The sequence below is a fragment of the Dyella caseinilytica genome (assembly GCF_016865235.1).
Lineage (GTDB): Bacteria > Pseudomonadota > Gammaproteobacteria > Xanthomonadales > Rhodanobacteraceae > Dyella_B > Dyella_B caseinilytica.
On sequence record NZ_CP064030.1, the window covers coordinates 396,406 to 421,711 of the forward strand.

Annotated in this window: 21 protein-coding genes; 7 read left to right on the forward strand and 14 right to left on the reverse strand. The window is 60.5% G+C overall.

All coding sequences use genetic code 11. The annotated features are described in order from the left end of the window. The 4 genes from ISN74_RS01680 to ISN74_RS01695 all read left to right on the forward strand — a co-directional run bounded on the left by ISN74_RS01680 (position 1) and on the right by ISN74_RS01695 (position 7,929). Entirely contained in the window at positions 1-1,572 is a 1,572-nt protein-coding gene (locus ISN74_RS01680) for an alpha-amylase family glycosyl hydrolase (protein ID WP_229678933.1), read from the forward strand. Positions 1,573-1,716: 144 nt separating this feature from the next. Further along, entirely contained in the window at positions 1,717-4,092 is a 2,376-nt protein-coding gene (locus tag ISN74_RS01685; RefSeq protein ID WP_188796767.1) for a TIM-barrel domain-containing protein, read from the forward strand. Between the two features lie 193 nt (positions 4,093-4,285). After that, positions 4,286-6,460, forward strand: coding sequence for an MGH1-like glycoside hydrolase domain-containing protein (locus ISN74_RS01690; protein WP_188796769.1), 2,175 nt, complete (start codon positions 4,286-4,288; stop codon positions 6,458-6,460). Continuing rightward, positions 6,457-7,929, forward strand: a complete 1,473-nt coding sequence (locus ISN74_RS01695; RefSeq protein ID WP_188796771.1) for an MFS transporter — start codon at positions 6,457-6,459, stop codon at positions 7,927-7,929. Before ISN74_RS01690 ends, ISN74_RS01695 begins: the two co-directional genes overlap by 4 nt. Positions 7,930-8,093: 164 nt before the next feature. Here the strand turns inward: ISN74_RS01695 and ISN74_RS01700 are convergent, their stop codons facing one another. The 6 genes from ISN74_RS01700 to polA all read right to left on the reverse strand — a co-directional run bounded on the left by ISN74_RS01700 (position 8,094) and on the right by polA (position 15,029). Further along, complete coding sequence (locus tag ISN74_RS01700; RefSeq protein ID WP_188796772.1) at positions 8,094-9,371, reverse strand: RNA polymerase sigma factor; 1,278 nt, start codon at positions 9,369-9,371, stop codon at positions 8,094-8,096. A gap of 52 nt (positions 9,372-9,423) precedes the next feature. Then, positions 9,424-9,837, reverse strand: coding sequence for a YciI family protein (locus tag ISN74_RS01705; protein WP_188796774.1), 414 nt, complete (start codon positions 9,835-9,837; stop codon positions 9,424-9,426). A gap of 29 nt (positions 9,838-9,866) precedes the next feature. Next, positions 9,867-10,274 (reverse strand): VOC family protein, encoded by a 408-nt coding sequence (locus ISN74_RS01710; RefSeq protein ID WP_188796776.1) that lies wholly within the window; start codon positions 10,272-10,274, stop codon positions 9,867-9,869. A gap of 284 nt (positions 10,275-10,558) precedes the next feature. Next, positions 10,559-11,611 (reverse strand): LacI family DNA-binding transcriptional regulator, encoded by a 1,053-nt coding sequence (locus ISN74_RS01715; RefSeq protein ID WP_203546684.1) that lies wholly within the window; start codon positions 11,609-11,611, stop codon positions 10,559-10,561. A gap of 388 nt (positions 11,612-11,999) precedes the next feature. Next, the gene (locus ISN74_RS01720; RefSeq protein ID WP_188796778.1) at positions 12,000-12,248 is read right to left on the reverse strand and encodes a hypothetical protein; all 249 of its coding nucleotides are present in this window, start codon (positions 12,246-12,248) and stop codon (positions 12,000-12,002) included. Between the two features lie 33 nt (positions 12,249-12,281). After that, a complete protein-coding gene (polA, locus tag ISN74_RS01725; protein ID WP_188796780.1) occupies positions 12,282-15,029 on the reverse strand; it encodes a DNA polymerase I in 2,748 nt (915 codons plus the stop codon). A 135-nt stretch (positions 15,030-15,164) separates the two neighbouring features. Here polA and ISN74_RS01730 point away from each other — a divergent pair, with 135 nt between their 5' ends. Next, positions 15,165-15,707, forward strand: a complete 543-nt coding sequence (locus ISN74_RS01730) for a DUF2782 domain-containing protein (protein ID WP_229678935.1) — start codon at positions 15,165-15,167, stop codon at positions 15,705-15,707. A gap of 30 nt (positions 15,708-15,737) precedes the next feature. After that, entirely contained in the window at positions 15,738-16,169 is a 432-nt protein-coding gene (locus ISN74_RS01735; protein WP_188796782.1) for an EamA family transporter, read from the forward strand. Positions 16,170-16,283: 114 nt separating this feature from the next. Here the strand turns inward: ISN74_RS01735 and ISN74_RS01740 are convergent, their stop codons facing one another. Further along, the gene (locus ISN74_RS01740) at positions 16,284-16,994 is read right to left on the reverse strand and encodes a glutathione S-transferase (RefSeq protein WP_188796784.1); all 711 of its coding nucleotides are present in this window, start codon (positions 16,992-16,994) and stop codon (positions 16,284-16,286) included. 44 nt (positions 16,995-17,038) lie between these two features. Next, positions 17,039-17,941, reverse strand: a complete 903-nt coding sequence (locus ISN74_RS01745) for a LysR family transcriptional regulator (protein ID WP_229678937.1) — start codon at positions 17,939-17,941, stop codon at positions 17,039-17,041. A gap of 102 nt (positions 17,942-18,043) precedes the next feature. Here ISN74_RS01745 and ISN74_RS01750 point away from each other — a divergent pair, with 102 nt between their 5' ends. After that, positions 18,044-19,060 (forward strand): bile acid:sodium symporter family protein, encoded by a 1,017-nt coding sequence (locus ISN74_RS01750; protein WP_188796786.1) that lies wholly within the window; start codon positions 18,044-18,046, stop codon positions 19,058-19,060. A 111-nt stretch (positions 19,061-19,171) separates the two neighbouring features. Here ISN74_RS01750 and purH read toward each other — a convergent pair whose 3' ends face one another. The 6 genes from purH to accB all read right to left on the reverse strand — a co-directional run bounded on the left by purH (position 19,172) and on the right by accB (position 25,272). Continuing rightward, positions 19,172-20,782, reverse strand: coding sequence for a bifunctional phosphoribosylaminoimidazolecarboxamide formyltransferase/IMP cyclohydrolase (gene purH, locus ISN74_RS01755; RefSeq protein ID WP_188796787.1), 1,611 nt, complete (start codon positions 20,780-20,782; stop codon positions 19,172-19,174). A gap of 111 nt (positions 20,783-20,893) precedes the next feature. Continuing rightward, positions 20,894-21,181 carry a helix-turn-helix domain-containing protein gene (locus tag ISN74_RS01760; protein ID WP_188796789.1) on the reverse strand — a complete coding sequence of 96 codons (288 nt, stop codon included), beginning with the start codon at positions 21,179-21,181 and terminating at the stop codon, positions 20,894-20,896. A 227-nt stretch (positions 21,182-21,408) separates the two neighbouring features. Then, complete coding sequence (locus tag ISN74_RS01765) at positions 21,409-22,206, reverse strand: zinc-ribbon and DUF3426 domain-containing protein (protein ID WP_188796791.1); 798 nt, start codon at positions 22,204-22,206, stop codon at positions 21,409-21,411. A 56-nt stretch (positions 22,207-22,262) separates the two neighbouring features. After that, the gene (gene prmA, locus ISN74_RS01770; RefSeq protein ID WP_188796793.1) at positions 22,263-23,210 is read right to left on the reverse strand and encodes a 50S ribosomal protein L11 methyltransferase; all 948 of its coding nucleotides are present in this window, start codon (positions 23,208-23,210) and stop codon (positions 22,263-22,265) included. 218 nt (positions 23,211-23,428) lie between these two features. Then, positions 23,429-24,802: an acetyl-CoA carboxylase biotin carboxylase subunit gene (gene accC, locus ISN74_RS01775; protein ID WP_188796794.1), complete on the reverse strand. Its 1,374-nt coding sequence runs from the start codon at positions 24,800-24,802 to the stop codon at positions 23,429-23,431. Positions 24,803-24,816: 14 nt separating this feature from the next. Beyond that, positions 24,817-25,272, reverse strand: coding sequence for an acetyl-CoA carboxylase biotin carboxyl carrier protein (gene accB / locus ISN74_RS01780; RefSeq protein ID WP_188796796.1), 456 nt, complete (start codon positions 25,270-25,272; stop codon positions 24,817-24,819). Between the last annotated feature and the right edge of the window lie 34 nt (positions 25,273-25,306).

A 25,306-nucleotide genomic window follows, 5' to 3' on the forward strand; every position in this document is an offset into this window, starting at 1 on the left:
GTGCCAAGATTCCCTGCCTTTTCCCGTGCCGCGGCGATGGCCGTGGCAGCGCTGCTGCTATCTCTTCCCGTTCATGCCCGACAAGATGCATCGACCGCGCAGCCTGCCGCGCAAGCCTCCTCCGGGGTCTACTACGAAATCTTCGTCCGTGCTTTCTACGACAGCAAGGGCAATGGTGTCGGCGACTTCAACGGCATCACCGCCAAGCTCGATTACATCAAGTCGCTGGGCGTCAGCGGCATCTGGCTGATGCCGATCAATCCCTCGCCGAGCTACCACGGTTACGACATCACCGATTACGAAGGCATCAATCCGCAATACGGCACGATGCAGGATTTCAAGCATCTGCTGGATGAAGCGCACAAGCGCGGCATCAAAGTGGTGATGGACATGGTGATCAATCACACCAGTGATCAGCATCCCTGGTTCAAGGCGGCCTTGAATCCGAACGACCCGCACCATGACTGGTATGTATGGGCCAAGCCGGGCAGCGATCTGAAAGCGATCAGCGCCACCGGCGGCCCCGCCTGGCATCGCGCGCGGAATGGCGAGTACTACGTGGGCGTATTTACTAGCGCGATGCCGGATCTGAATTACGACAACCCGGCCGTACGCAAGGAAATGATCGACGTCGGCAAGTTCTGGCTGCGCCAGGGTGTGGATGGTTTCCGCCTGGATGCCGCACAACACATTTACGACGACCTGCGTACCGACATGGACAGTCCGGTTGCGCTGGAGAAAAACATCGCCTGGTGGACGGAATATCACCGTGGCCTGGAAGCCATCGATCCGAACGTGTGGCTGGTCGGTGAAGTGGCGCGGCACAATCCCGATGATCTCACGCCCTACATGGGACCGTTGAACACGGTGTTCAATTTTCCCGTGGCGACGCAGTTGATCGAGAGCGTGAAACAGGAACGCAATCTTGGCATCGGCAGGGGACTGGCATACACGTATGCGGCTTATCGTGCCCATGCAGGTGGTCAGTTTGATGATGCCCCCTTCCTGTCCAACCACGATCAGGATCGCGTGATGAGTCAGCTGGAGGGCAACATGGCCCACATGCGCCTTGCTGCCGCGTTATTGCTGACTTTGCCAGGGCATCCCTTCATTTATTACGGCGAAGAATTGGGCATGCAGGGCAGCAAGCCCGATGAGGACATCCGCGAACCGATGCGCTGGTATCGCCATGGCGATGGCCCGGGGCTTGCGCGCTGGAAGGGCTGGAGCACCAGCGATGGTCCGGATGTTTCCGTGGAAGCGGAGCAGGCCGATCCCGATTCCTTGCTCAATCTGTATCGCAAGCTGATCGGCTGGCGCGAACAGGTAAGTGCGTTGCGTGATGGCGCGTTGCACAACATGCCGGCTGACGATCCGCATGTGCTGGCGTACACGCTGCAGGATGCGCAATCCCGCGTGCTTGTCGTGCATAACCTGTCGCGCGAGACACGCGTGGTTCCTCTTGGCGCCGATGCGCATGTCGCTACGATTCTGCTGCAGAGCAAGTCGGGTGTCGCGCTGGCTTCGGGTCAGGTCAGCTTGCCCCCTTACGCTACGGCCATCCTGCAATAAGCGTGCGACGTGCACGGGTTCTGGCCGTCCATTCTCCCCAGCATCCAACAACTGCGGTTATAGTCGGGCGACCCCGCGGCCAAGCCATTGGCCGCGATCACACGTCGACGCAGTAAAGTTCCTGTATTGAAGAAGGACGTTTGGATGAGAACACGGCGTAATCTGGCAATAGGCGGTCTGTTTTTAGTCGCCACCTTATCCATCCAGGCAGGATCTCCCGACACCGGCGGCACCGGATTCCAGCTCGAACATGTCGATGAGCACGGCATGGTGCTGGTCCATGGCAAGGACCGCATCATGCTGCGCTTCCTGGCGCCTGATACCTTGCAGGTCCACGGTATGCCCGATGGCATCAACACGCCGGCAAGCCTTGTGATGGATCCGCACGCCAGCCATCAGGCGCTTTCGAATCTACACGTCAGTTCCACTGCGGATGCGGCCACCCTCGGCACCGATGCGCTGACGGTCACCTGGGACAAACACACAGCACGCCTCAACATCGAGGACGGACAGGGGCATGCGCTGCTGCAGACCGACCCGGCCACGCTGATGGACGGCCATATCGACCTGCAGCATGACGCCGCCGACACGCTCTACGGCATTGGCGGCTACGACGCTTTCGAGCCTGCAAAGGACGGGGTGATACGCAGCGGGGTGCAAGTCGCCAAGGCGGGTGAGCAGGGTTATCCCGGTGCGCCTTTCGTATGGAGTACCCGCGGCTATGGTGTGCTGGTAGACACCATCGGTGCGAAATTCGACCTCGACGGCGGGGCTATTCGGGTCAGCGGTATCAGCCACCCGGATATCAGCTTCGACGTGATCGCAGGCGCGCCGCCGCAGATCTTCAAAGCATTGTCTACGCTCAGCGGCACGCCGCCGCTGTTTCCGAAATGGGCGATGGGCTTTACCAACAGCCAGTGGGGCAGCGACCAGCAGGAGTTGCTGGCTATCGTGCACGGTTATCGCGCTCGGCATATCCCGATCGACAACTTCACCTTTGACTTCGACTGGAAGGCCTGGGGTGACGATAACTACGGGGAGTTCCGCTGGAATGCTACGAAGTTTCCGGATGGTCCCAGTGGCAAGCTGAAACAGACGATGGACGAACTCGGCATGCATATGACCGGCATCATGAAGCCGCGTATCCATGTCGACACGGTAGAAGGCCGTTACGCCGAAGCACACGGCTACTGGGCGGCGGGACGTCCGCAGACCACCGATTATTTCTCGCTGAAACCCGTGCGCGAAGTGGATTTCGATCAGGCAGCGGTACGTACCTGGTTCTTCAATGCGGACCTCAGGCACTCGTTCGAGACCGGCATCGTCGGCTGGTGGAATGATGAGGCCGACGATACCAATAGCGACACCCAGTTCCTCAACATGCAGCGCGCGTTGTACGACGGGCAGCGTGCCTTCACGCCTATTCGCGTGTGGTCGATCAACCGTGATTTCTACCTCGGCTCGCAGCGCTACGCCTATGGCCTATGGTCTGGCGATATCGACACCGGCTTCGACAGCATGGCTGCGCAGCGGCAGCGCATGCTTAGCGCGATCGATGTCGGTGAGATGAAGTGGGGCATGGATACCGGTGGCTTCAAAGGCCATCCCGATAACGAGAACTATGCGCGCTGGATGCAGTTTGCCGCGTTCGTGCCGATCTTCCGCGTGCATGGCACCCTGGGCGAAAAACGGCAGCCGTGGATGTACGGACCGGTGGCGGAAAAGGTTGCGACGGACGCAATCCGGCTGCGCTATGCGCTGATCCCGTACATCTACAGCTATGACCGGGCGGCCACGACGGAGGGCGTGGGCGTGGTACGGCCGCTGTTCTTCGATTATCCGGATGATCCGCAAGTGCGCGACGATGTGGATGCCTGGATGTTCGGCGACGGGCTCCTGGTGGCGCCGGTGGTTGCCAAGGGACAGACGCAGAAAGACATCTATCTGCCGGAAGGGCAGTGGATCGATTATTTCAAAGGCACGCTATACCAGGGTGGCCAAACGATTCACTACGCGGTGGACAGCAAGAACTGGAGCGATATCCCGCTGTTCATTCGCGAAGGTGCGATCATTCCCATGCAGCCGGTCATGGACTATGTCGGCGAGCATCCGGTGACCGAGTTGTCGGTGGATGCATTTCCCACGGACCACGCCACCTATTTCGATTATTACGACGATGATGGCGCTACGTACGCCTACGAACATGGCGCATTCTTTTCGCAGCGTCTTGGTTTGCAGCGCACGGCAGAGGGTGTGATTTTCAACACGGACGCGGCCAAGGGCAGTTTCAAGCCCGCGTTGCGGACCTACCTGGTGAAGATTCACGGCACTGCCGCGCAGCACGTCAACGCAAACGGTCACGCGGTACGTCCATTCCCGAGCCTGGATGCGCTGAACGCAGCATCCGGCGATGAAGGCTGGGCCAGTGGCCAGGATCGCTACGGTCCGGTGACATGGGTGAGGCTTGCCGCGGGATCGGCAGCCAAGCTGGTGCTGGATACCGGAAGCACTCAGCACTGACAGGCGCACACCGTGGCGGCGGACCATGCATGAATACGTATGCATGACGCTGCCACGGAAGGGCGACTTGCCTACCATGCATCACCACCCGCGCGGGTCGGGCTTGGGCATGCTGCGGCTGCAGCGTGTGTGTTGCCCGACGTCGTGACATAACCCAGAGGGTTGGGTGGGTGTATCCAAAGGTGGAGTGCGCATGCTGAGTGTGGTGATGATGGCAGCCCTGGCCGCCGGGGCAGACACCTGGTCGAACCAGATTCCCTGGCGCAACGAACAAGCGCGCATGACGGCGCAGGCGAACGGACATTTCACGCTGACCGGTCCCTTCGGTACGCGGGATATCGGTGCGCAACGCATGCAGGCAGACACCGCCAGTCCGATGTTCGATGGATTGTTTGCCCTGGCGCAGGATGAACTCACGCAGGATTCGGTGACAACCATCCGCGACGGTGCGTTCGATCATGGCCAGCCCATTCCCTGCACCTGCTTTCAGACCGGCGCCAAGTGGCCGTACGTGTGGACGCGTGATCTGTCTTATTCGATCGACCTGGGGTTGTGGAAATTCGATCCGCTGCGTGCCCGCAATGGTCTGAATTTCAAATTGTCCGGCGTGCGCGATTCTTCGTTGCCTCCTGGCTTGTATGTGATGCAGGACACCGGATCAGGCGGAAGCTGGCCGATCAGTACCGATCGCATCGTGTGGTTTCTTGGTGCCCAGCATCTGCTGGACGACAAAGCATTTGCCGAAGACGTCTATCGCGCGCTCAACGACACGCTGGCGCAGGATCGCGAATACGTATTTGATCCTGATTTTGGTTTGTATCGCGGAGAGACTTCGTTTCTGGATTGGCGTCAGCAAACCTATCCGGCGTGGACGACGGACAATGTTGTTTTCATTGCGCAGTCGTACGCACTATCGACCAATGTGCTGCATTACCAGGCCTTGCAGCTCGCCTCGCGGCTGGCTGGTGAACACGGTGACGCGGCAAGGTCAAAAGGTTATGCGGAGCAGGCGGCGTCGCTAAAGGCAGCGGTCAATGCGCGTTTCTGGCGTGCGGATCGCGGCATGTACATGAGCTACATCGGCGGCGATGGCACGCCTTATGACACCTACGACCTGCTCGGTACGGCACTGGCCATTACCAGCGGTGTGGCCGACGGCGATCGCGCGCGCGAAGCGCTGGCGCACTATCCGACCTGGACGACTGGCAGTCCGGTGATCTGGCCCGAACGCGCTGATCAGCCGATCTATCACAACCGTGCCATCTGGCCGTTCGTCAGCGCGTATGCCTTGCGCGCAGCGCGAGAAGTCAACGATCCCAATCGCATTGCGCACGAATTGCGCTCGGTGATGCGCGGCGCAGCCTTGTCCGGCTCCAACATGGAGAACTATGAGCTGCTCACGCAATCCACGCATGTCGACGACGGCAAGCTCAGCGGCCCGGTGGTGGATTCGCCTCGTCAGTTGTGGTCGGTAGCGGCGTATCTGGATGTGGTGAGCGAAGGCGTGTTCGGCCTCACCGATGATGGCCGGGTGGAGCCCAAGCTTCCGGTGTCCCTGGTACCCATGCTGTTCGGTGACCAAGACAGCATCAGCCTGCAGATGCCGGATCGCCGTATTACCTTGCTGCGCCCCCGCAAACTGACGGGCAACTTGCTTGTCGCCGAGAAGACCAGCCAGCGCAATGCAGAAACCGTAGTGACATTGAAGGCCATCAATGCGCCTGCCATGCCATTGCCCGTCGATGCGCCGCTCTACGCGCCTGCTGCACCTGCTGCGCCGACCGTGACCGCTGACAGTCGCGGCTGGCGGGTGCAAGTCGATGGCAAAGTGGTGCTTTATGCCGACGGCCAGCGTATCGGCGATGTCGATGGCAGTACCTATATCGCGCAAGGGGGCATGCCGCCCTGTGTCAGCGCCACGCGCAAAGGTAAGCAGGGGATCGAATCGCTGCATAGCGCCGTTGTGTGCGCGGGGGATCCGACGGCTATCGGGGATGATTGGCCGCGCCCATGGACGGTGCCGTCGACAGGGCGTTATCGCGTTGCGCTTCGGTACGAGAACAACCACGGACCGATCGAGACGGGCGTTACCGCTGCCGTCAAGATGCTGGTGATGGACTGCGACGACAACACGTCGCAACGCGTACCGATCGTGATGCCGCATAGCCTCGGCGATCAGTTGTCGACCTACGGCATCGTGACCGTGAAGGCTGGAGCAAAGTGCCGCTTTACGCTGCAGCAAGGCTTCAATATGAGCGACCTGAGCCACTTTGCGCATTACACCGGCGGCAAAGGCGGCGTCGATGGACCGCTCAATGACGCCCGTGTCGGCGACCTGCTGATCGCGCCGACAACGAGGACGCCATGACACGCAAGCCTGCGCTTTCGTTCTGGCAGATCTGGAATATGTGCTTTGGCTTCCTGGGTATCCAGTTCGCCTTTGCTTTGCAGAACGCCAATGTCAGCCGCATCTTCCAGACGCTTGGCGCTGCCGTCGGCGACATCCCTGTATTGTGGATCGCGGCACCGCTGACGGGGCTGATCGTGCAACCGCTGATCGGTTACGCGTCGGACCGCACCTGGGGCAGGTTGGGGCGCCGCCGTCCGTATTTTCTGGCTGGCGCGTTGCTGACCACGTTGGCGCTGTTGTGGATGCCAAACTCGCAAGCGTTATGGGTTGCTGCAACGTTGCTGTGGATGATGGATGCGTCCATCAACGTATCGATGGAACCTTTCCGCGCCTTTGTCGGCGATCAATTGCCGACGACACAGCGGCCGCTCGGCTACGCCATGCAGAGCTTTTTCATCGGTGTGGGCGCGGTCGTCGCTTCGTTGCTTCCTTATCTGCTCGCGCATTTTGGTGTAAGCAACGTCGCAGGTCCCGGCGGCATTCCCGATACGGTGCGCGATGCGTTTTATATCGGTGGCGCAGTACTGCTTGGCTCCGTGCTTTGGACGGTATGCTCGACGCGCGAATACCCACCGGACCAGCTGCGCACATTCGATGATGCCGTGGTTCACACCGATGCAGCAGTGAATCGTTCGGGCGCGCTGAAGCACGGCGTGCTATGGCTGCTGGTCGGCCTCATCGGTGTTTTTCTGGTGTATGGCTACCATCTTGAGCACGAGCTCTATCTGCTGGCAGGCGGTGTGATGGCTTTTGGCCTATCGCAACTTTGGCTCGGCGTAACCCGGCAAAAGGGCATGTTCGCCCAGGTGATGACGGATCTGCACACTATGCCGCCGGCGATGCGGCGCTTGGCGTGGGTGCAATTCTTCTCCTGGTTTGCGATGTTTGCCATGTGGATCTACACCACGGCAGGCGTGGCGCAGGTGCACTTCAGCAGCACCGATCCGCACTCGGCGGCCTACAACAATGGCGCGAACTGGGTGGGCGTGCTCTTTGCGGCCTACAACGGTTTTGCGGCGCTGGCCGCGTTGGTGATTCCGTTGATGGTGCGCCGCTGGGGCCTTCGCATCAGCCATCTGATCAACCTGTGGCTGGGTGGCGCGGGCCTGGTGGCCTTCCTGCTGATCCGCGATCCGGATTGGCTGTTGCTGCCTATGGTGGGTGTGGGTTTTGCCTGGGCTTCCATTCTCTCGCTGCCCTATGCGCTGCTGTCAGACAACTTGCCGGCGGAGAAGATGGGTGTGTACATGGGCATCTTCAATTTCTTCATCGTGATTCCGCAGTTGCTCGCTGCCAGCGTGTTAGGTGTGCTGTTGCGGGTGTTTTTTCATGGGCAGCCGATTTATGCGTTGGTGCTGGGTGGGGTAAGTTTGTTGGTGGCGGGGTTGAGTGTTTTGCGAGTCAGTGAGCCCGCTGGCGAAGGTTGATATACGCATGTGGTGAGTTGAGTTGGCGCAATGTAGCCAGATGTGTTTGGTCGCTTCGTTGTGCATTTCGCAGGCAATGTCCCAACCTACGACATGCAAAACCGAAAGCGGAGCACGCACGAAATGCGCAGCTCGCTCACACCGAGCGAGCCACAACCTAATCATTACGCCGAGTCTGAAGCCTGCGCACAAGCCGCAGCACGTTGCTGCAGTAAATGCCGTTCCCTCGCATTGCGTGCCAGCGACGCAGCACGCTCGAATTCGCTACGTGCCTCGTCATGGCGTTGCAGGCGGCTCAACAAATCGCCACGCACGCTGGGTAGCAAGTGATAGTTGCGTAGCAGCGGTTCGTCGGCGAGTGCATCAACCAACGCGAGACCTTCGGCTGGGCCAGAGGCCATCGCAACAGCGACAGCCCGGTTTAGTTCGACCACGGGCGAAGGCATGATGCTGGCAAGTCCGGCATAGAGCGCGGCGATACGTGCCCAGTCGGTTTCTTCCACGACGCGTGCGCGCGCGTGACAGGCTGCTATGGCTGCTTGCAGGGCATAGGGGCCATTGGCGCCGCCGAGTCGTCCGATGCGATCCAGCGCGGCCAGTCCACGCCGGATCAGCAATGGATCCCAGCGGCTGCGGTCTTGGTCTGGTAACAGGATGGGTTCGCCTGTCGGCGTGGTGCGTGCACGCAGGCGTGAGGCTTGGATTTCCATCAGCGCCAGCAGTCCGAGCACTTCGGGTTCCAGCGGCGCGAGGCCGGCGAGTATGCGTCCAAGACGCATGGCTTCGCTGCATAGCTCAGGCCGCATCCAGTCGTCACCGGATGTAGCGGCGTAGCCTTCGTTGAAGATCAGATAGATGACTTCCAGCACCGACGCGAGCCGTTCGTCGCGTTCTTCGCCGCGCGGTACCTCGAACGGGATCTGCTTGTCGGCCAACATGCGCTTGGCGCGAACGATGCGTTGCGCGATGGTGGGTTCGGGAACGAGAAAGGCGCGCGCGATTTCATCCGTGGTGAGGCCGCCGAGCAGGCGCAGCGTCAACGCCGCGCGTGCTTCGGCAGAAAGTACCGGATGGCAGGCGGTGAAGATCAGTCGCAGCAGATCGTCGCCAATGTCGTCATCGAGCATGGTTTCCAGCTCCAGCCGTTCATCCGTGGCTTCGAACTCCGGTTCGTGGGCAAGGGCTTCATGCTTACGTTCGATCAGTTTCTTGCGGCGCAACTGGTCGATGGCGCGGTGCTTGGCTGCGGTCATCAACCAGGCGCCGGGATTGTCCGGGATGCCGTTCTCGGGCCAGCGCTCCAGGGCGGCGACTAGCGCATCCTGCGCCAGTTCCTCGGCCAGCCCCACGTCGCGCACCATGCGTGCGAGACCAGCGATAAGCCGTGCCGATTCGATGCGCCAGACTGCGTCGATCGCGCGATGGATGTCGGGAGCCGTCATGGCGATCGATCACAGCACTTGCCCGCACGCGACGCAAGCGACAAAGGTCCCATCAGGCGGCCGTCTGCCGCGGATCCTGGAAGCCTTCCGCTGCTTCCTGCACATCGGCCGGAAAATCGGCCATCTCGAACACCTGGCGTATTTCGATGGTGTCGCCTGGCGAGAACGGACAGCGCGATGCCCAGGCGACGGCTTCGTCGCGCGAGCTGACATCGATCATCCAATAGCCGCCGACCACTTCCTTGGCTTCGGCGAAGGGACCATCGGCAACTTTCACCTTGCCTTGCTCCAGATTGACGCGCACCCCGGCTGATGGTGGGTGCAGTCCATCGAGCGCCAGCAAGACGCCAGCTTCCTGCAGCGATTTGTTGAAGCGCATCATTTTTGCAACGGCTTCGGCGCTGGGCCTGGCATCGGGTGCGGCGGTGCATTGGCCGGCAGGCAACATCAACATCATAAATCGCATGGTGGGCTCTCCTGTTCGTGCGCGCGCTGTTACTGCGGAATAATGACCATCCAGTTGATGCCGAATCGATCAGCCACCATGCCAAAATACGGTGAAAAGAACGTCTTGGTCAGCGCGCAATGCACTTGGCCGCCATCGGCCAGCGCCGCAAACACGCGATCGGCCTCAGCGACATCCTTGACGGTGAGCGAGAGCGAAAAGCCCTGGAATTTGACGTCGGGATTAACGCAATCATCCGACGCCATCATCACGGAATCACCGACGGTGAAGTTGCAGTACATGATGTGCTCGCCGTTCGCCTTGGCTGCCATGCTGTCGCCTGGTGGCGCTTCCTTGTAGCGCATCTGCATGTTGAGCTTTGCATCCAGATGCTTCTGGTAATACTGGATAGCTTCTTCGCAGCGACCGTTGAAGAACAGATAAGGCTGAACGTACATGGTCTTCCTCCATGAGGGTGATGACGGTGTGAATTCGGATGGAGAACGTGCTTTTCTGGTTCTCTGATGGGACGACGAAGCACATGTCCGTAAATCGACACATGGTAGAGATGTCAGCCGGGCGGGTTAGTTTCCTAGGGCGGGTCATCGGTGTCGCCCGCACAATGGTTCGACCCCCGCCGGTCATGACGAAGGGGCTTCCGTGAAGGAACTGGCGCGAACCAAAGGTTCGATCGAATCGAGGCCGCGGGAAGCTGCAAGGGGCGGCGGGCTAGCGCGGCTCTCTAAACGTGGTCGGCAGGCTGGGAGAACTGGCTGGAACGCCGCACCACCAGCTTCACCGGCAGCAGGTGCGTTTCCACGGGTTCGTTGCGGATCAGGCACAGCAGGTTGTCGACCAGAGTCTCGCCGGCCAGTTTGGTGTCTTGCAGCACCGTGGTCAGCGGTGGATTGAGGAAGCGGGCCATCGGGATATCGTCGAAGCCTGCTACGGCGACTTGCTCGGGCACCTTGATGTTGTGGTCGGCCAATGCGCGCATGGCGCCGATGGCGATCAAGTCGCTGGCAGCGAAGACGGCGTCGAAAGGTTCGGCACGTTCGAGCAACGTTTCCAGCGCGTTATAACCTGCTTGTTCGGTGCTTTCGGCAGCATCCACCTGCAGCGCGGGATCCATGGTGATGCCGGCCTGTTGCAGCGTCGCGGCGTAACCACGGTAGCGTTCGAAGAATTCCGGGTAATGGCTGGACGCGTCGCCAAGGAACGCGATGCGTCTGCATCCTTGCTCCAGCAGATGCGTGGCGATGGCCTGGCCGCCCTGATAGTTGTCACAGCCGATGGACACGTCCGGCTGGTCCGGCAGTACGGCGCCCCAGCGGATGGACCGCGTGCCCTGGGCCACCAGTTTCTGCAGCTTGTCCAGGTAGGCCAGGTAGTCGCCGTAGCCAAGCAGGATGATGCCGTCCGCCTTCTTGGTATCGGCGTAGTCGGCATGCCAGTCGTAGGAAAGCTGCTGGAACGAAATCAGCAAGTCGTAGCCGCGCAGGGCGCAGGCCCGGGTGATCGAGCCGAGCATGGACAGGAAGAACGGGTTGATGTGCGAGTCATCTGCCGTGGGATCTTCGAACAGCAGCAGGGCCAGCGTGCCCGAATGCTGAGAACGAAGGTTCGACGCGTTCTTGTCGACTTTATAGTTGAGCTGCTCGGCGGCCTCCCTGATCCGACGACGGGTTTCCTCGCTGACCAGAGGGCTGTCGCGCAAGGCGCGTGACACCGTGGATTGCGAAACCCCGGTCAGGTGGGCGATGTCGAAAGAGGTAGCTTTCCCTTTGATGGACACTGCAGAGGAACTCTTTGCGTGGGTGGCGGGCGGGCAGCGGCCATCCCTATAACGCTATCCTAACGGCTGGGTCGCCCCATGTCCTGACGCAGGGCAAGAAAAGACTTGGGCCGGTGCGTAGGCAAAAAAAAGCCCCGAGAACTTAGGGGGAGTCCTCGGGGCCGGGGAATCGGAACCCAGGGGAGAGGTCCGATTCCGGATTGGCGACCCAGGGAGGTGGGGCGCCGGAGGATGCCGTTGCGTGCATCCGAAGGATTAGAGTGCGCCTGAGCGCAAAAGTTGCACGGTTCGGTATGAAAATTCGGAACTGGTCAGCCACTATTCATCTGCGTGACACGCATGCGTGACCTTTGGCATACGGACGTCTCAGTTTAGACGTCTAAATAACTCAGTCGCCCCAGTGCCAGCCTGGCGGTTCGCCTTTCTTGTAGACCACATAAAGCAGCAAGACAGTGATGGCGCCTGCAAACAGGAAGGCGTCGGGTTTGCCAGCACGCGCCGTTATAAGCGGGATCATCACGGCCAGTCCTGCCACGTAGACCAGCAGAACAGCCCAGCCTTGCCAGCAAGAGGGTAAACCCCAACCCCAGCCATAGCGTTTGGCCGGAAACCAATACTGCGGGCGACGATCATTCATGGCCTTGCTCCTTCAAGCCGTTTTACAGAAAAGTTAGTGCGCCTCGTCCCAATTCTTGCCGACACCGACATCCACAATCAGCGGCACATGCAACTTGGCCGCGCCCGACATGCGTTCGCGCACCGCGTCGCGCACGGTATCGATCGCATCGGCACGCACCTCGAACACCAGTTCATCGTGCACCTGCATCAGCATGTGAGCGTCGTCGCGATCTTTCAGCCAATCGGCTACGGAAATCATGGCGCGCTTGATGATGTCGGCAGCGGTGCCTTGCATCGGGGCGTTGACAGCCGCGCGCTCGGCGCCGGCACGCAACGCCTGATTGCGTGCACTGAGGTTCTCCAGATACAAACGGCGGCCAAATAGCGTTTCGACATAGCCGTCGCGATGTGCGCGTTCACGCGTGGCTTCCATAAACGCATGCACGCCCGGATAGCGCGAGAAGTAACGCGCCATGTAATCACTGGCTTCACCACGATCAACACCCAGCTGGCGCGCGAGCCCGAATGCGCTCATGCCGTACATCAGGCCAAAGTTGATCGCTTTCGCGGCGCGACGCTGATTGCTGGTGACGTCAGCGGGATCGAGGCCGAACACTTCCGCAGCGGTGGCGCGATGGATATCGCCGCCTTCCTGGAAGGCGCGCACCAGGCCTTCATCACCGGATAGGTGCGCCATGATACGCAGCTCGATCTGCGAATAGTCCGCGGCCATCACCATCCAGCCTTTCGGCGCGACGAACGCCTGGCGGATGCGACGGCCTTCCTCGGTGCGCACGGGAATGTTTTGCAGGTTCGGATCGGTGGAGGAAATACGTCCGGTGGCGACTGCACCCTGGTGATAGCTGGTGTGCACACGGCCGGTGCGCGGATTGACGATCTCGGCCAGTTTCTCGGTATAGGTCGAGCGCAACTTGGCGAGGCCGCGATAATCGAGGATCAGACGCGGCAACGCATGATCGTCAGCGATCGCTTCCATTGCTTCTTCGTTGGTGGAGGGCTGGCCAGTGGGTGTTTTCAGTTTCGCTGGCAGGCCGAGTTCGTCGAACAGGATGACTTGCAACTGCTTGGGCGAGTCGAGATTGAACTCGCGTCCGGCCGACCGCCACGCTTCCTGTTGCAATTCGTGCATGCGCTTGCCCAGGTGCTGGCTTTGCCGGCGTAGTTCGTCTACGTCGATCAGCACGCCATGTTGTTCCATGCTGGCCAGCACAGGTATCAGCGGAATTTCGATGTCTTCATAGACCTTCAGCAGTTTCGGCTCGCCTTCCAGCAACGGCCAGAGTGCGTGGTGCAGGCGCAAGGTGACGTCGGCATCCTCGGCGGCATAGCGGCAAGCGGTGTCGAGATCGACCTGCGAGAACGAAATCTGCTTGGCGCCCTTGCCGGCGACTTCCTCGTATTTCACGGTTTCGTAGCCGAGGTATTTCCTGGCCAGCGAATCCATGTCATGACGCGTGGCGGTTGCGTTCCACACGTAGGATTCCAACATGGTGTCATGCTTCAGACCCTGCACGGCGATGCCGTAGTGCGACAGGATGTTCATGTCGTACTTGGCATGTTGCCCCACCTTCGGACGCCGGGGATCTTCAAGCATCGGCTTCAACGCCGCGAGCACCTTGTCGCGCGGCAATTGCGCCGGCACGCCTGGATAGTCGTGCGTAAGAGGGATGTAGCAGGCGTAGCCCGGTTGAATCGAAAGGCTAAGGCCGACGATGTCCGCCTGCATGGAATCAACGCTGGTGGTTTCGGTGTCGAAAGCGATCAGCGGTGCGTCGTGAAGGCGTGCAAGCCAGCTATCGAATTGCGCCTGGGTGGTGACGAGTTCGTATTGGCCTTCACCGCTGAGTTCCACCGACGCCGCGGAGGTATCGGTGTGGGCAGGGGGCGCCGGTGTGGTGTTTGTGGATGTGGGTGCGGGCGCGACAGTGTTCGCGACAGCATTATCCATTTCCTTCAGCGCCGCCTTGAATTCGTAGCGTGTGAACAAATCGCGCAAGGTGTCCGTATCGCGTGAGCGCAGCGTGAGGTCTGTGACGGTCTTGTCTAGCGGTACATCGGTCTTGATGGTGACGAGCTCGCGTGACAGCGGCAAGGAAGGCAGCGCCTCGCGCAGATATTCGCCAATCTTGCCGCCGATCTTGTCGGCGTGAGCGATCACGCCATCCAGCGAATGGTATTCGGCCAGCCACTTGGCGGCGGTCTTGGGTCCGCATTTGGTGACGCCGGGAACGTTGTCGACGGTGTCGCCGGTGAGGCTGAGGAAATCGATGATCTGCTCCGGCTTCACGCCGAATTTTTCCATCACACCGGCGGGATCCATGGTGCTGTTGGTCATCGTATTGATCAGCGTGATACCGGGACGCACCAGCTGTGCCAGATCCTTGTCACCGGTGGAGATCAGCACATCGATACCTTGTTCGTGTGCTTGCGTCGCCAATGTGCCGATCACGTCATCGGCTTCCACGCCGCTGACTCGCAGGATGGGAAAACCCAGTGCGCTGACGATCGCCAGCATCGGCTCGATCTGCGCGCGCAGTTCGTCCGGCATTGGTGGACGGTTCGCCTTGTACTTGTCGTACAGCACGTTGCGGAACGTCGGCCCCGAGGCATCGCTGACAAATGCGACGTAATCAGGCTTGGCCTTGAGTGTGGAGCGCAGCATGTTGACCACACCGAACAGGGCACCGGTGGGTTCGCCCTGGGCGTTGCTCAATGGCGGCAGCGCGTGGAAGGCGCGGAAGAGATAGGAGGAGCCGTCGATCAGCGTAAGGTTTGGCATGCCGGGGATTCTAAGGGAACGCAGCGTACGGGGCGGGAAATACAACATCTGGCGTTCGTGAGACAGTGCTTCAACCATTCACCGCCCGGCGAACCTTGCGCTGTTATGCTTTGAGGCCCTGATGAGGTGTCTGACATGAAACACGCTGCCTGTCTCTATGCCCTTGCTGTCCTGGCCGTGGCGCCGGTTTTTGCGCAGACCTCTTCCTCCTCCTCATCCGCGCCGCCGCATTTCGCTCCCGCCCCACCGCCGCCCGGCATGAATGACCCGGGTGTGGACCCCTCCAAGGCGCCGCCGCCCGCGCCAGAGTCGAGCACCGCTTTGCCGGCGTCGAGCCCCGCCGAACTGGAACCCAGTCATATGGCCGGCAAGCCGATCCCGATGCCCAGCGTGCCGGGCGCACCGGCGAGTAAGGACGCCAATGGTGACGACGCGCCCGATGTGAGCGTGCGCAAGGAGGGCGATAACACCATTCAGGAGTACCGGTCGAACGGCAAGGTCTACATGGTGGTGGTGACCCCGAAGTTTGGTCCGCAACAGATCTACAACGTGGATCCGGACGGTCGTGTCACGGGTCAGAATGGGCAGCCTCCGATCAAGCCGGTGATGTACAAGATCATGCAGTGGGGTGGCAGCAAGCCGGCCTCGGCATCCTCGTCGGAAGACAGCGGTTCCTGATCCCTTTCTGCCTGCCTCCCGGGAGCGTGCATGAACCTGCGCGAAAGCTGGTTGCTGTTCGCCCTGGGGTCGGCGTTCTTCGCAGCGCTTACGGCGCTGTTCGGCAAGCTTGGTGTGGCGGGCATCAATTCCAATCTCGCCACCTTCATTCGCACCGTGGTGATCCTCGCGGTGACGGCGGGCATCCTCAGTCTGCGTGCCGAGTGGGCTAAGCCTTCGGGCTTGCCGTGGCATAGCTGGATGTTTCTGGTGTTGTCCGGTGTGGCAACCGGACTTTCGTGGCTGTGCTACTACCGGGCGCTGCAGCTTGGGCCGATCACCAAGGTGGCGCCGATCGACAAATTGAGCGTGGCCATCGCGATTGTGCTGGGCTTGCTCGTGCTGGGCGAAAAGCCGAGCTGGCCCGTGCTGATTGGTGGTGTGTTGATCGTGGCGGGCTCGCTGGTGATCGCCTTCTTTTAGGTTTACGTGCTGGTTGTGATGATTGCCTTTGCCTCACCGTCATTCCGGCGAAGCAAGATGAAGCTTCGCGTGCGAGTCACCATTTGACTCGCAGTTCTTCCGTTGAAAGCCGTTCTAACGCGCAGGATCAAGCTCCGGATAATGACGAAATACTCCGTCTTCATTGAACGGAATCCGTCGCGGCGATGCGAGATAGGCAGCGATATTCGGACGTTCCGCAATACGCTCGGCCAGCGCACGCAAATGGGGAATGCGGCTTTGCATGCGTTTCATCGCGTTGGGGAAAGCGTAGTCGAGTCCGCTGACCAGTTGGAATAACGAAAGATCGACATACGAGTGACGCGATAGAGCCTGTCTGCCATTGCCGCGCGTAAGCACATTTTCGAAGTAGCCGAGAAATTTCGGCAGGCGTTCTTCGCGGAAAGCTTGTGTGCGTTTACGTGCAGCAGGGCGCTGCTCTTCGTAGTACAGATTTGCTGCGACCGGATGATGCGTATCGTGGATCTCGGCCATGAAGTCGGTGACCGTGGCTTGTAATTGCTGTGCGTAGATTTCTGCTGAAAGGCCGCCGAGGACCAGGCCAAGACGCGGTCCCAGGTAAGCGAGAATGGTGGCAGTTTGCGCGATCACCATGCGACCGGCCTTGAGAAACGGTGGTGCGAAGGGCAGTGCGCCCTCCTGCTTGCCGCGCAGAAACGGCATCATGGCGTTGTCACCGCGTTTGCGGGCAACGTCAACGTAATCGGCGCCGGCATCTTCCAGCGCCAGGCGCACGAATTCACCGCGGCCCTGGACACCGCTCCAGTAGTAAAGCTCGTAACGCATGACGGGTTCTCCTCATGAGCAGGGCGATATTAACGATGCTGCGCTCAATACGAAGTGAGCTGATTGTTGGTGCTGAGTTCGCGCAGTCGATTCCAAACCAGGCTGGCCAACGGCGACAGTGAGCGTTGCCGGCGGTGGATCAGCATGACGGTGCGGTGCTCCATCGGCGTGAGAGGGCGCACGGCCAATGAAGATGGCGGTGAGGAGAGTACGGGCGTGATAGTGATGCCGAGTCCAGCCTCGACCATGCGAAATGCGGTATGCGTGTGGCCGGTTTGCTGCACGACCATCGCGTTGACGCCATGCTTGTGCAAAGCCAGATCGATCAGACGTCGGCTGCCCGAGGAGTAGTCCAGCAACACCAGCGGCTGGTCCTGCAGTTTTTTCCACGGGACCGTTTTCAATGCGGCCAACGGATGATCGGGCGGGCAGACCAGGCAGAACGGATCCCGCATGATGGTCTCGCAATCGAAGTCGCCCGCTTCCGGCGGGTCGATGGCGATGCCGAAATCCACTTCGCCGCCGCGCACGCTGTCCAGTACCAGCGTCTGCGCCTGATCGTGCAATTGGATAGTCAGTTCCGGGTATTCGCGCGCGCAATCGGCAATACAAAGCGGCATCAGGCTGGCCGACAAGGTTGGTACCGAGGCAATCCGCACCTTGCCGCGCCGCCGCTCGCCTTCCGAATGCACGTGGCCGAGCACGCCTTCGAGTTCATCCAGCACCCGTTCGATGGCGCTCTCCAGATAACGACCTGTCTCGGTGGGGACGACTTCGCGGGTGGTGCGATCGAATAAGCGCACGCCCAGTTCAGCCTCCAGTTCGGCGATATGACGGCTCACGGCGGGCTGGCTGAGATGCAGGTATTCGGCGGCACGGCGGAAATGGCGCTGCCGTGCCACAGCCAGGAAGGCACGCAGTTGGCGCAGGCTGATATTCATGCTCATATTGAATCAATCTATTAAATAAAACTATTTGAATTATCAATAGAGTAGCAGTGAAATACGCCCATCCCAACTGTCTGATCGCCGCCTGCCGGCCTATACGCCATGCCACTGCGCCGCTTCCTGCCTGACAACTTCACGCTCTGCCTGATCGCGACGGTGATCACGGCCAGCCTGTTGCCATGCCGCGGTTCGGTTGCTCATGTGTTCGACGGGCTGACCGATCTGGCCATCGCCCTGTTGTTCTTCCTGCACGGGGCGAAGCTCTCGCGCGAAGCGGTGGTCTCCGGTCTCACCAATTGGCGCCTGCATCTCACCGTACTGGCCAGCACCTTTGTGTTGTTCCCCATCCTGGGAATGCTGCTGAAGCCGGTGCTGGTGCCCTTGGTGACCCCATCGCTGTATGTGGGCATCCTGTTCCTGTGCACCTTGCCTTCGACGGTGCAGTCATCGATTGCGTTTACGTCGATCGCGCGTGGCAACGTTTCCGCAGCGGTGTGTTCGGCCTCTGCCTCCAGCCTGCTTGGCATCGTCATCACGCCGTTATTGACGGGGCTGGTGTTGCAGGCGCATGGCGCAGGCGCGATGTCATGGCGTTCGGTGGGCGAGATCGTATTGCAGCTGTTCGTGCCGTTCGTGCTGGGCCAGGTCGCACAGCGCTGGATTGGCGGCTGGGTGCAGCGTCATCGTCCGCTGGTCGGCCTGGTGGATCAGGGTTCGATCTTGCTGGTGGTGTACACCGCTTTCAGTGCGGCGGTGCTGCAAGGTTTGTGGAAGCAGTTGCCGCTGTCGGTGCTGGGTGGTCTGCTGGTCATCAATGCAGTGTTGCTGGCCTGCATCTTGCTGATCACGCGCTATGGATCAAGGGCGCTCGGCTTTGATCACGAAGATGAAATCACCATCGTGTTCTGCGGCTCGAAGAAGAGCCTTGCCAGTGGTGTGCCGATGGCGAACGTTCTGTTTCCGGCGCATGCGATCGGCATGATCGTGTTGCCACTGATGCTGTTCCATCAGATGCAGTTGATGACGTGTGCAGTGCTGGCGCGACGTTATGCGCAGCGTGCGGGCGTCAACAAGCGCAAGGCCGCATCGACGGCGGCGGAGATCGCTGCGGCTGATTGATGCTGCTGAAACCTTCTTCCGTGTTTCAACGTCCGTCATCCCGGCCTTCGCCGGGAAGACGGTACACAGGGCTGAAGTTAAGCGCTGATCAGCGGCTGCACAGGATCGGCATCAATGACGGAAGTGACGCATCCCGGTGAACACCATGGCCATATCGTGCTCATCGGCAGCCGCAATCACCTCGGCATCACGCATCGAGCCACCAGGCTGAATCACTGCACGAATACCCGCCGCCGCAGCTGCATCGATGCCATCGCGGAATGGGAAGAACGCATCGGATGCCATCACCGAACCACGCACTTCCAGCTTTTCATCCGCAGCCTTGATGCCTGCAATGCGCGCGCTGTAGACGCGACTCATCTGGCCGGCGCCGATGCCAATGGTCTGGCGATCGCGGGCGTAGACGATGGCGTTGCTTTTGACGTACTTGGCGACTTTCCAGGCGAAGATCAAATCGTTGATCTCTGCTTCGGTCGGTGCGCGGCGCGTAACGATCTTCAGATCCTGTGCGGTGACCATGCCGCGGTCGGCCGTCTGGATCAGCAGGCCTGAGCCCACGCGGCGACTGTCGTTGCCAGGATGCGCCTTGCCGAGTTCGCCATCGGCGGGCAACGGGATTTCCAGCACGCGCACATTGGTCTTCTTGGCGAAAGCTTTCAGTGCATCATCGGCATAACCCGGAGCCAGTACCACTTCCACAAACTGGCGTTCGACGATGGCGCGTGCGGTCGCGCCGTCGACCTCGCGATTGAAGGCGATGATGCCGCCAAACGCGGAGGTGGGGTCGGTCTGGTAAGCAAGATCGTAAGCACGGCCGATGCCGTCCAGGCTTACCGCGACGCCGCACGGATTGGCATGCTTGACGATGACGCATGCCGGCTTGCTAAAGCTGCGCACGCATTCCCAGGCTGCATCGGAATCGGCGATGTTGTTGAACGACAGTTCCTTGCCTTGCAGCTGACGGAACGTGGCGAGCGTGCCCGGTGCCGGATACAGGTCTCGATAGAACGCAGCCTGCTGATGCGGATTTTCGCCGTAGCGCAGATCCATCAGTTTCACGAAGCGGCTGTTCATCTGGCCGGGGAAGGCATCGTGGCCGGCGATGGTGTCCTGCGTGTCGTTGAGCTGCAGGCCCGAGAGGTAATCGCTGATCGCACCGTCGTAGTTCGACACGCGATTGAACGCGGCAACGGCAAGCTTGAAGCGCGTAGCGCGGCTGAGGCCACCGCTTTGTTCGATTTCGGCAAGCGCTTCGTCGTATTGATCGGGCGAGGTGAGTACGCCGACATCATTCCAGTTCTTCGCCGCGGAGCGCAGCATCGCCGGGCCGCCGATGTCGATATTTTCGATGGCCTGTTCCAGCGTGCAGTCCGGCTTGGCGACGGTCGCTTCGAATGGATAGAGATTCAGCACCAGCAGATCGATCGGCGCGATGTCCAGCTCGGCCATCACCTTGTCGTCGGTGCCGCGACGGCCCAGCAGGCCGCCGTGGACCTTGGGATGCAGGGTTTTGACGCGGCCATCCATGATTTCCGGGAAACCCGTGACATCACTGACATCTTTGACCGCGATACCGGCCTCCCGCAGGGCCTTGGCACTGCCGCCGGTGGAAAGCAGCTCCACCTTCGCGGCCGCCAGCCGGCGTCCCAGTTCAATCAGCCCGGTTTTGTCCGAAACGCTGATCAGGGCGCGGCGGACAGGGGTGAGGACAGGTGCGGGCATGGCGGCTTCCAGAGCTGTAAAGCCGCATATTATAACGCGCCCGGGCCTGCATGGCCGGGCGCGTCATGACGTGGTGTTTGGACGGCTAAATGAAGCGAAGTGCGTGGCGCTTCAGAGCAGGCCGTGAGCGGCGAGCTTCTTGCGCAAGGTGGCGCGATTGATGCCGAGCACCGCGGCAGCGCGGCTCTGGTTGCCGTCGTGGAATGCGAGTACTTCGCGCAACAGCGGTCCTTCGACTTCGCGAATGACAAGCGCATGCAGACCTTCGTCGCATGACGTATCACCGATGTCCGCAAGGTAGCGGCGTACGGTGCGGCTGACGCATTCACTCAGTGCGCTCTGCGACGAGGTTTCGCGAACAGCCTCGTTGACAGGCAATCTGACGGCGTTCAAGGACATTTCCCCTCACGTACTCACGCAACGGCTGCATGGGCCGTCGCCATGTTTATGGCAGTTACCGCTTTCGCGGCGGATCGGCAGTCGCGCCATCTTTCTTTTGCGCGAGGGACCGAGTGTACTCGCGACGCGCGACAAAATTAAGAGCCTTCGGACAAGAAAAATCATAAGCCTATGCCGAACAGGCACTAAGCGAGTCTATCTACGATGAGTCCGTAGCTGGGCCGGCCTTATTCGAAACCAAGATCGAAGGCAACGGCCTGATGCCCCGGATCTTCCACTTCGAAGACAAGGGCTGAATTGGCACCGGGCGCAAGGCCGCGATGGAATGTGTCAGCGTCGTCCAGGTACTCGTCAGGATTCAAACGCCGCATGGCAATCACTTTGCCATTCCCATCGGACAGGCGGATGGTGACAACCGGCCATGGCTGTGTGAAGGCAGCATCATTGCGCAAGGTGGCGCTGATCAGCAGGGCCCCGGGCACGGTTGGGTGCGTTTGCACATCACGTGCCAGCAAGCGCAGCTTTCCAACGTCGCGTACAGGTGGCAGTTGACATTGCAACATGGCGCAAGCCTCGCGTAATAGCGGCCCTGTGCTGGGATCGGAAATCAATGGCTCGCGTAATGCCCAGGCAAGCTGCGCAGCCAAGCCGAGCAGCAACAGCGAGCAAGCCAGCACCCATGGCCAACGCCGGGGCCTGTCGACGTCGCGATCACGTGCGAAGCGTGGCGTGACGACGAGACTGGCGAATTCGTCCTCGATGGATCGCTGGGGCTCGTCTTGCGGGGTGGCTTGCGGCGCGTCTGGCTGTGGCCGGTAGACGACCGACTCAAGGCGCGGTGGTTCTACGCCCGGTTCGTGTGATGGCAGTTCGTTGAAGGGCTCAGGCGGCAGTTGCTCGGCCAGCGTACTGATGCAGTCGAAGCCCGCGCCGCAGTGCCCGCACATGACAAAGCCGTGTGCCTGCGCAATGGTGCGCGCATCGACTGAAAAGACGGAGAGACATTCAGGGCATTGCGTATACATGTGGTGCGCTTGGGCAGCTCTTCAGCAAGCTTAGCAGGGCTGCAGCATTCGCCGGATCACTTGCGGCGACAGCCACTGATACGTACCCAATCTTCGCGCGTATCCACCCGCAATGCTTCGAACCATTCGCCATAACGCGCCACCAATTCATCCTGCTGGCCTTGCAGGATGCCGGAGATCGCAAACGGCGCACCGGGTTTTGTGGCGGATGCAAACGTGGGTGCAAGCTCGCCCAGCGGCCCTGCGAGGATGTTGGCGACGAAGACATCAGCGGGCGACGCGCATGGATGCGCTAGTGCCGCGGGCGCAGGATGCGCAGGAGCGGCTTCAAGCATGAAATCCTCGGGCAGGAACAGCGCCAGTCGGTCGGCAACGTTGTTGCGCTCGGCATTGTCTGCGGAAGCCGTAAGGGCTTGCGGATCGTTGTCTACGCCGATGGCCGAGGCGGCCCCCAGCTTGAGCGCAGCAATTGCCAGGATGCCAGAGCCGCAGCCATAGTCGACGACGCGCTTACCGGAAAGGTTCTGGCCGTCCAGCCATTCCAGGCATAGCGCGGTCGTGGGATGGGTGCCGCTGCCGAAGGCCAGGCCCGGATCAAGGCGCACCACGACGCTGTCATCATCGGGTGGCTCGATGTTCCACGGATAGATCCACAGCCTCTGCCCGAACGGCATCGGCTTGAATTGGTCCATCCATGCGCGTTCCCAGTCTTCGTCGGCGACGTCGCGGAAGTTGATCTGATCGGGCTCGAGCCAGGGCAGGAGTTCGCTCAAGGCCTCGGTCAGTCCGCGGCGATCGGTGTCAGCGTCAAACAGCGCGTTCAAGGTGATCGTTGGCCACAACGGCAGCTCGCCCACACCGGGTTCGAAGATGGCCTGCTCATCCGGCGTTTCCGCATCGGCATCCTGCAGCGTGATCGATAGTGCGCCCAGATCGTCCAGCGCTTCTTCCACACGAGGTTGCTGTTCGGCGCGTGCGATTAGGGAGAGTTCGAGCCAGGGCATCGGCGTTCCGGGAAGTAGCGTGATACGGCGATTTTCTCTCGCCTCTTGGGGAGAGGGTAGGGTGATGGGTCAATCTTGCGATGACGTTCACTCAATGCCACGCCGTCATTCCGGCGAAGGCCGGAATCCATGCTTCGCTTTGACGATGGATTCCGGCCTTCGCCGGAATGACGATGAGGCCTTATTTAGCATCGTGAAAGGTGCTGATGCTGATGATTCTAGTGCCCGCTATGCGGATGCTCTTTATGCTCCGCCATGCGCTTTTCCAGATAGTGGATGTTCTGTCCACCCTGCTGGAAACCCACATCCGACATGATGCGTTGCTGCAACGGGATATTGCACTTCACGCCTTCGATCACCGTTTCGGCCAGCGCCAGACGCATGCGTGCGATGGCTGTTTCGCGATCCGGACCGTGCACAATCAGCTTGCCGATCATCGAGTCATAGTTCGGCGGAATCTTGTAACCGTCGTACAGATGCGTATCCACGCGCACGCCAGGGCCGCCTGGTGCTTCGAAGCGCTTCACTGTGCCAGGTGAAGGCATGAAGGTATCGGGATCTTCAGCGTTGATGCGGCATTCGATCGCGTGGCCCTGGATCTTGATGTTTTCCTGCTTGATCGAGAGCTTTTCGCCAGCGGCGATGAGCAATTGCTCGCGCACCAGATCCACGCCGGTGATCAGTTCCGTCACCGGGTGTTCCACCTGGATGCGCGTGTTCATTTCGATGAAGTAGAACTGACCGTTCTCGAACAGGAACTCGAACGTGCCGGCGCCGCGATAACCGATACGCAGACAGGCATCCACGCACACCTTGCCGATCTGCGCGCGCAGTTCCGGGGTGATGCCGGGAGCGGGCGCTTCTTCCACCACTTTCTGATGGCGGCGCTGCATCGAGCAATCGCGTTCGCCCAGGTGAATGGCGTTGCCCTGGCCATCAGCCAGTACCTGGATTTCCACGTGGCGCGGATTCTCCAGAAACTTCTCCATGTACACCTGATCGTTGCCGAATGCCGCTTTGGCTTCCTGCTTGGTCATGGTGATGGCATTGCCCAGATGCGCTTCGGTGCGCACCACGCGCATGCCGCGGCCACCGCCGCCGCCAGAGGCTTTGATGATGACCGGATAGCCGATCTCGCGCGCAATGCGCATGTTTTCTTCGACGTTGTCGCCGAGTGGACCGCCCGAGCCAGGCACGCACGGCACACCTGCGGACTTCATCGCGCGAATCGCCTGGACCTTGTCGCCCATCATGCGAATCACATCGGCGGTCGGGCCGATGAAAATGAAGCCCGATTGCTCCACCTGTTCGGCAAAATCCGCGCGTTCGGCAAGGAAGCCGTAACCCGGATGAATCGCATTGGCGTCGGTGATTTCGGCCGCCGCAATGATGCGCGGAATGTTGAGATAACTGTCGGTCGACGGCGCGGGACCGATGCAGATGGATTCATCTGCCAGTCCCACGTGCTTGAGATTGCGATCCGCGGTCGAATGCACAGCAACGGTTTTGATGCCGAGGCTGTTACATGCGCGCAGGATACGCAACGCGATTTCGCCGCGATTGGCGATAACGACCTTTTCGAGCTTCTGCATAGTCGTCAGGCCGTTCAGGCGATCACGAACATCGGTTGATCAAATTCCACCGGTTGACCGTTGTCGATCAGGATGGCCTGTACGGTGCCGCCTACGTCGGCCTCGATTTGATTGAACATCTTCATCGCTTCGATGATGCCCAGCGTCTCGCCGGCCTTTACCTGCTGGCCGACCTTCACGAATGCCGGTGCGCCCGGGCTGGCCGAGGCATAGAAGGTGCCGACCATCGGCGCCTTGACCACGTGGCCGGCCGGCAGGCTGCTGACGGCTTCGGTGGGCGCTGCCACCGGAGCCGCCGCTGGTGCGGCGACGGGTGCCGGCACATGTACGGCGGCCGGCGCGGCGACCGTAACGGTCCCCTTGGGAACGCGCGACAGGCGGACGACTTCTTCGCCCTCCTTGATTTCCAGTTCGGCGAGGTTGGACTCCTCGAGCAGGTCGATCAGTTTTTTGATCTTGCGCAGATCCATAAGTCTTGCCTTCTCAGGGTCTGAGGCCGCAGCT